This is a genomic window from Pedobacter sp., assembly GCF_035566355.1.
Classification (GTDB): domain Bacteria; phylum Bacteroidota; class Bacteroidia; order Sphingobacteriales; family Sphingobacteriaceae; genus Pedobacter.
Genome location: NZ_DATMRL010000713.1, coordinates 1 through 7,421, shown reverse-complemented (window position 1 = coordinate 7,421; position 7,421 = coordinate 1). Strand labels below are relative to the sequence as shown.

The window sequence follows — 7,421 nt, the reverse complement described above, 5'->3', positions numbered from 1 at the left end:
AAGTAAACCATACCTCTGCAACGCCATCGTCAGGCCCCCATAAATATGCAGATATATTTCATGCGCCTTTAAATCTGGATGCTTTCTTTGATTACAATGAGGGACTGGCTTATGCTAAAAAAGTAAATAAGCCTATACTCATCGATTTTACAGGACATGCTTGTGTAAATTGCAGGAAGATGGAAGCGAATGTATGGCCGAATCCAGAGGTGTATAAGATGATCAGCGAAGAGTATGTACTGATCCAGCTGTACGTGGATGACAAAACTGAAGTAGCTGCTTCGGATGTGGTCACCACACCTCAAGGAAGGGTATTGAATACGATAGGAAAGAAATGGAGCGATTTGCAAACATCCAAGTTTCAATCCAATTCACAGCCTTATTATGTGCTCCTGGATTCAAAAACAGAAGCTCAGTTGGTAAAGGCCCAGGGAGCAGATTATGATGCTGCCAGTTATGCTAAGTTTTTAAAGAGTGGGCTTGATGCCTACCGTAAATAAAGAGATTATCTATATGGTGGATGCTAATAGATAAATTTAGGTAAATAATGATTCAGAAAGGCCATCAATTGATGGTCTTTCTCGTTTGTATACCGGATACAAATCGTAAAAGGTATTATATCTTGGAAGAGCAGAAATAAATATGGATATTGGACATGAATTTTCAATTTTCACATTACAGATAAAAAGTTGGGCTTAAAAATCATTCATGATGAAAATACACTGATTGAAAAAGTAGCAGAGGGCGATCAGCAGGCTTTTACTTTTCTTTTCAGAAAACATCATGGGATTGTGTACAGATTTGCACTTAAGCTTACCCGGTCTGAAACACTTGCAGAAGAAGTTGTTCAGGATATATTTATGAAAATATGGCTGAAAAGAACCGAATTGTCTGGCATTGAAAATTTTGGCGCTTTTCTGAACCGGATCACCAGGAATCATGCTTACAATCTTTTGAAACGCCTTACTATGGAGGCTATGGTAAATAAGAATCTCAAAGCAGAATTTACTGAATCTACGGAGAATACCCAGGAATCTATTGATTATAATGCCTCTGCTGAAATACTTAAAAGGGCAGTTGACCTGCTGAGTCCACAACAAAAAAAGGTTTACTTTTTATGTCATGTGGAAGGGCTTAAATACGAGGAGGCGGCTAAAAAGCTCAACATTTCAGCAGGTACGGTACATTCCCATATGAAACAGGCCTTACAAAGCATCAGGACACATTTTAAAAATTCAGATGCCCTGATATTTCTGCTGTTGTATTTGTACAAATAATTTTTTTAAAAAAAAGCTTCTTTTAACTACCCCGAATTTCCCTGCCAGTTGTCAATACAATTGAACCCGGGGAAAAATCAATCAGATAAAGCCCTGTTTCAGAGATTTAATGAGCGCAACGAGACTTAAACATTTATTTCGGTTATATACTGAGGATTCGATGACTGAAGAAGAAACATTAGAGTTTTTTAGTTATGTTCATGATCCTGTATATGCTGGAGAAGTAAAGCGGATTCTGGGGTCAAGTATGGAAGAGGAAATTACAGGTAAGGATCTAGGTTTTCCTATACAGGACCGCTTGCTCGCCCACATTTTCTCGCGGGATCTGCCTGTAAAAAGAAAAAAATCTATATCCTGGTTAAAATATGCTGCTGCGGTTTTATTTGTCACTTCGATAGGGTCATACTTTTTCTTCAACAAGTTCCATATTCCGGATACTCAGCATCAGTACAGCAAGAATAACATCCAGCCTGGAAAAAATAAGGCCATATTAACCCTGGCAGATGGTTCCAATATTGTTCTTGATGATGTCAGGGAAGGAGAGATTACCAGACAAGCTGGTTTTAGTATTACAAAAAAGAGCAATGGTCAAGTGGTGTATACCGCCGTTCCTAATCTTTATAATGTTAAACGTACTAATGCAATAAATACAATTTCTACACCAAAGGGCGGACAGTATCAGGTGGTACTTCCTGATGGGAGCAAGGTTTGGCTAAATGCAGCATCCAGTTTAAAATTCCCTGCTGTATTTGCTGCAGGACAACGGAAGGTGGAGTTGTCTGGAGAAGCCTATTTCGAAGTTTCTAAAGATAAAACAAGACCATTTATAGTTAATACCGGTAAACAGCAGGTTGAGGTATTAGGTACCCATTTTAATATCAGTAGTTACGCTGACGAATCCAGTACCAGGACTGACCTGTTTGAAGGGGCTGTTCGTGTAACCGTGGCCAGCGGCTCGGGGCAGAAACAGGAGGTGGTTTTAAAACCTGCTCAGCGGTCCATTGTGCAGGATAATAAGATTTCTGTCCAGCCATCTGTTGAAAAAGAGGCCTTGGCGTGGAAAGAGGGGTATTTTATGTTTAATCATGAAAGCATAGAAAGCATTATGAGAAAAGTAGCCCGCTGGTATGATGTAGAGATCCTGTACAAAGGTGATGTACAACGCGAAACCTTTATAGGCAGGGTATCTAAATACGAAAATGTTGCAGAATTACTAAAGGTTCTGGAGCGTACGGAAACCATTCATTTTAAAATTGAAGGCAGGAAGATTATCGTTTCGCCTTAAGCGCTCAAATAAACCAATTGATAACCAAAAACCAACAAACATGATCAAAATGATACCTGATTAAATCCTGAAAAAAAGTATCCGACATAAAAAGGCCAGGAGTCTCTCACCACTCCCAGCCGACAGTTCGGGTACACCTGCCATTTAGGGCAGGAAAGAAAAACTATACCAATAGATTATCAACACACCCAAACCAACGTAAAAGTATGAATTATTCTATGCTTTTAGCCCCACTGTGTAAAAAGCGGGGGCTAATTACCAAAACAATTTTAGTTATGAAACTAATTGTTTTCCTTATTGCCTTTACCTGTTTACAGGTTAGTGCAACAGGATACGCACAAAAAATATCTGTCACTAAGAAAAATGCTTCTTTGGAAGAAGTTCTAAGTGCCATAGAAAGCCAAAGTGGATATACCGTTCTGTTTAACTCGAATGTTTTGCAGAGAGCAAAAGCTGTAACCATTAATTTGAAGAACAGCTCTTTAACAGATGCTCTGGATGCTGTCTTTGCAGGCCAGATGCTTACCTATACCATAGACAACAAAAGCATTGTTGTTAAAAATAAAACATTGTCTCTTGTAGATCAGGCTATCCAGTACTTTAAGGCCATAGATGTCAAAGGGGTAATATTGGATGAGGGAGGAGGACCTCTGCCAGGAGCAACCGTACAGGTTAAGGGGGCAAAAAAAATGGTATTTACCAATAACAAAGGTGAATTTACCTTGAATGATGTGGAAGAGGATGCAGTGCTTGTCATTTCATATGTAGGTTACCTACCCAAGGAACTCAAAGCCAGGAAGGATTTGGGGGCTATCGTTTTAAAAATGGCAGATGGACAGTTGGAGGAAGTTAATGTTGCGGTGGGTTATGGTGCGGTTAAAAAACGTGATTTGACCGGAGCCGTTTCTTTGGTAAATGTGGAAGAGATGCAAAAGCAACCTGCGTTTAGCCTTGATGTTGCATTGGCTGGCCGCGCGCCGGGTGTGATGGTTGTCAAATCGTCGGGTGCTCCAGGTGCTGACGCTTCTATCAGAATCCGCGGCGCCTCTTCTGTATTTGGTGTAAACGAACCCTTATATGTGATTGACGGTGTGCCAATTCAAATGGGACAAGGAAACGGAACGGATCTTTACAGAAGTACAAAATCATTTCAGATCTCCCCGTTAGCGGCAATTAATCCGGACGACATTGAACGCATAGATATTCTGAAGGATGCTTCGGGGACCGCTATCTATGGATCCAGAGGTGCCAATGGTGTTATTTTAGTAACGACCAAAAAAGGAAAAGGTAAACCTACATTGACACTAAGTTATCAAGGAATGACTGATCGGTTTATCAAAGATTTTGATATGTTGACTTCAGATGAGTTGTTTCAGGTAGCCACTCAAGCTTACAAGAATGCTGGGGTCACTTTTCCAACTGATTTTCTACAATACAAAAATGTGAGCACTGACTGGCGTAAGCTCGTTACCAGGAATAGTTATTCTAATATGTTGAATCTGGGTTTGCGCGGCGGTTTAGGCAATGGTCAAACCAATTACTCCTTTTCAGCCAGTATGAATAACCAGGCAGGTGTCATTAAAGGAAGTAACATTGATCGCTATAATATTCGCGGCAATATAGAATCTGAAGTAGTAAAATCGGTTAAAGCAGGCGCAAATGTAAATTACACCAAAAACATCTCCAATGGAGCATCTAGCACTTATTACTATAATATTGCTAGTTATAGACCCGATATTCCGGTATTTGACAAAAATGGCAGATACGCAACAACCATTGATAGCGTGCAAGGCAATCCGGTAGCGAAAACACTTTATACAGACAAACTTACTGGAGATAATCTACTGGCTTCCTTATTTGCTGAGGCAAGGCCATTTGAGTTTTTACGCTTAAGATCTACACTTTCCTACAATCAGACAGATAATGTCACCATTAGTTATACACCTAGTTTCGACCCGTTTGAAATAAGAAATGGAAGAAAAGGAAGTCGTAAAGATAACGATATGAAATTTAGTTCTTTGATTTTTGACAATACGGCTACGTTTGATAAATTCTTTGGAAAACATTATGTGAATGCGATGGTCGGCGCTTCTTTTACTTCAGATCGAGGTTCATCCTTGAAATTAGAGTCTGTCAATTTTCCTGATGACAATATATTGAACAATTTGGGCTCTGCGGGATCTATACAAAGTTATGCATCAGGCGGAACTCTGAGTGGCTTGCAATCTTATTTCGCAAGGACTAATTACAATTACAATGGAAAATACTATTTTACTTTTACAGCACGTACTGATAAGTCTACTAAATTTGGGCCAAACAACCAATGGGCATTTTTCCCCTCAACTGCCTTTTCCTGGAGGATTTCAGAGGAGTCATTCCTGAAAAAATACAAATGGATATCAGATTTGAAACTAAGAGCCTCTACAGGTAAATCAGGCACAGCGAATCTGAGTGACTGGCTTTATAGTACATTCTTTTCTTCCGGAGTATTCTATAATGGTCAAAATGGTGTAACAGTGGAAGGAGTGCCTAACCCTAGTATTCGATGGGAGACAACGAATCAAACAGATCTGGGATTAGATTTTGCATTTTTAGGCAATAAAATTCGAGGATCCGTGGATGTGTATCGTAAATATACAAAGGATTTAGAATTGAGTGTTCCGATTCCATTTGAAACGGGTTCCAGTCGGCAGACCATAAATGTTGGAGATATTTCCAATAAAGGATTTGAATTTGTAATTGGTGGTGACGTGGTTAGCCAAGGTAAATTTAAATATACTACCGATATTAATTTTAATATGAACATTGGCCGTTTAGAAAAACTAAATGGAGGTTCAGCTCTAGCATTGAACGACCTTAAGGAAGGAGATGCCTTAGGCAGTGTTTTTGGCTATCGGGTGGCTGGAATTTTCCAAACACAAGCTGAGATTACTGCATTGAACCAGGCCTCACCTACTAAACTATACCAGTCCGTTAAAACAGCTCCCGGTGATTTCAAATTCGTAGATATCAATGGAGACGGACGTATTTCCGACAGTGACCGGGTTAAGCTAGGTAATGCCGAACCAAAATTCTTTGGGGGGTGGAACCATGTCCTTCGTTACGGTGGATTGGAAGGTTCGTTTTTATTCTATTTTGCTTGCGGTCAAAAACTACAAAATGGAGCAAAAGCCAGCGGAGGAATTTATTCGTCTAATAAAAACTATTACCGGTCAATTTTGAATGGATGGTCTGAGGATAATAAAAATACGGATCTGCCTAGAAATGTGTATGGCGATCCAAATCAAAATTCACGCGCATCTGATTACTTCATTCAGGATGGATCATTCCTGAAACTGAAGAACATCCAGGTGGCTTATTACATCAATCCTGCCAAATGGATGAAACAGCAGGTTAATCAAATCAAATTGTATGCCGGAGTAACTAATTTGTTTGTTTTGACCAAGTACGATGGCCCTGACCCGGAAATCGGTACATCAACAGGTTCCGGCCTTTTAGCGGGAGGATATGATGGTGGAGCTTATCCATCCACAAGAACATTTAATTTTGGCTTTAACATTACTTTCTAACATGAAAAAGAGATATTTATCATATGCAACGGCATTTCTTTTTGCCTTATCGCTACAAGCATGTAGCCTTGTTGATGTGACCACCATTGAGCCCCCTTTCAAATTGAGTGAAGAAAACGTGATCACCGATATCCCGTCTGCTAACAAAGTTTTAACTGGAGCTTATGCACAACTACATTCCTTTAGCTTGATTGTTGATGAACCCGGTGTTACAGGGTGTATGGGCATAAGTTTTGATGTCGGTAGTTCTGGCGGTCCTAGTTATCAGCAATTTGCGGACAACGATGTAAAACCTGATAACTCAACACTCGCTGGGATTTATACAAGTTGGTACTATTTAGTTAACCTCAGCAGCCATGTCATTGAAAAAACCAGCCTTTTGTCTACCACTGATCCAAGGAAGAATGAGATTCTTGCTGAAGCCAGTTTTTTGAGGGCTTTAAGTCATTTTTCGATATTGAGATTATACGGACAGTTTTACGACATCGCTTCTCCCTACGGAATTGTTGTCTGGGATGCACCAGCTAAAGATATTGTTCCAAAACCCCGATCTACGGTTAGCGAATCTTATGCTCAAATTGAGAAAGATTTAAAATTTGCCATCGCAAACGCAGCACAGTATTCTACCGCAAAATTTGCCTCCAAGCAAGCGGCCAATATGCTGCTTGCCAAAGTATATCTCTACAAGAGGGATTATATTCAGGCTGCCCAATATGCCGCTGCAACTATCGATCAGAGAGGGAATGCGAAGCTGGAAGATAAATTTGCTGATGTTTTTACAAAATGGTTCAATTCAAAAGAAGCTTTACTGGCTCCTCCATTTGATGATAAAAATGAACGTAACAACAAAGCTTTTGCGTTCAGATCTTATGTGCTTCCAAAGAATTCTTACTTCCAGTTATTAGCAGGTGATCCTAGACAAAGTGTTACGATTTATTTTACAGCGCCTCCGGGTAACCTGATTCGGAATGGTAAATTTAACAATACCTCGATTAATGGTCAGGCTTTAACTGCAAACACGGAGTATTACTTAAGGTTGTCGGAGGCTTATTTGATTTTAGCCGAAGCTTTAATCAGAAATGGAAATCCTGCTGATTTAGCTAAAGGCAGGGACATGATCAATGTAATCCGTGCCCGTGCTGGTGCAACTTTAATTCTATCTTCCGTCCAGACAAAAGCTGAATTGTTACAAGCTGTCTTGAAAGAAAAACAATTGGAATTAGGTTGCGAAAGTGGAGAAGAATGGTATGATTTAGTTCGGTTTTCGATTGAAGGAGATATCAATATCGT

The 7,421-nt window shown here is 39.8% G+C and carries 5 protein-coding genes; all 5 read left to right on the top strand.

All coding sequences use genetic code 11. The annotated features are described in order from the left end of the window. Nucleotides 1-500: thioredoxin family protein (locus VNZ46_RS28040; protein ID WP_325564793.1), on the top strand; the 500-nt coding region annotated here is incomplete at its 5' end. A 189-nt stretch (nt 501-689) separates the two neighbouring features. Further along, nucleotides 690-1,277, top strand: coding sequence for an RNA polymerase sigma factor (locus VNZ46_RS28035; protein ID WP_325564791.1), 588 nt, complete (start codon nt 690-692; stop codon nt 1,275-1,277). 160 nt (nt 1,278-1,437) lie between these two features. Next, nucleotides 1,438-2,562 carry a FecR family protein gene (locus VNZ46_RS28030; protein ID WP_325564789.1) on the top strand — a complete coding sequence of 375 codons (1,125 nt, stop codon included), beginning with the start codon at nt 1,438-1,440 and terminating at the stop codon, nt 2,560-2,562. 275 nt (nt 2,563-2,837) lie between these two features. Then, on the top strand, nt 2,838-6,131 hold the full coding sequence (locus tag VNZ46_RS28025) for a TonB-dependent receptor (RefSeq protein ID WP_325564787.1): 3,294 nt from the start codon (nt 2,838-2,840) through the stop codon (nt 6,129-6,131). A gap of 1 nt (nt 6,132) precedes the next feature. Further along, nucleotides 6,133-7,421 (top strand): RagB/SusD family nutrient uptake outer membrane protein (locus VNZ46_RS28020; RefSeq protein ID WP_325564785.1); only part of this gene is annotated, 1,289 nt, incomplete at its 3' end.

Coding starts and splice junctions, on each gene's coding strand:
- VNZ46_RS28030 (WP_325564789.1), top strand. CDS start 1,438: ATGACTGAAGAAGAAACATTAGAGTTTTTTAGTTATGTTCATGATCCT.
- VNZ46_RS28025 (WP_325564787.1), top strand. CDS start 2,838: ATGAAACTAATTGTTTTCCTTATTGCCTTTACCTGTTTACAGGTTAGT.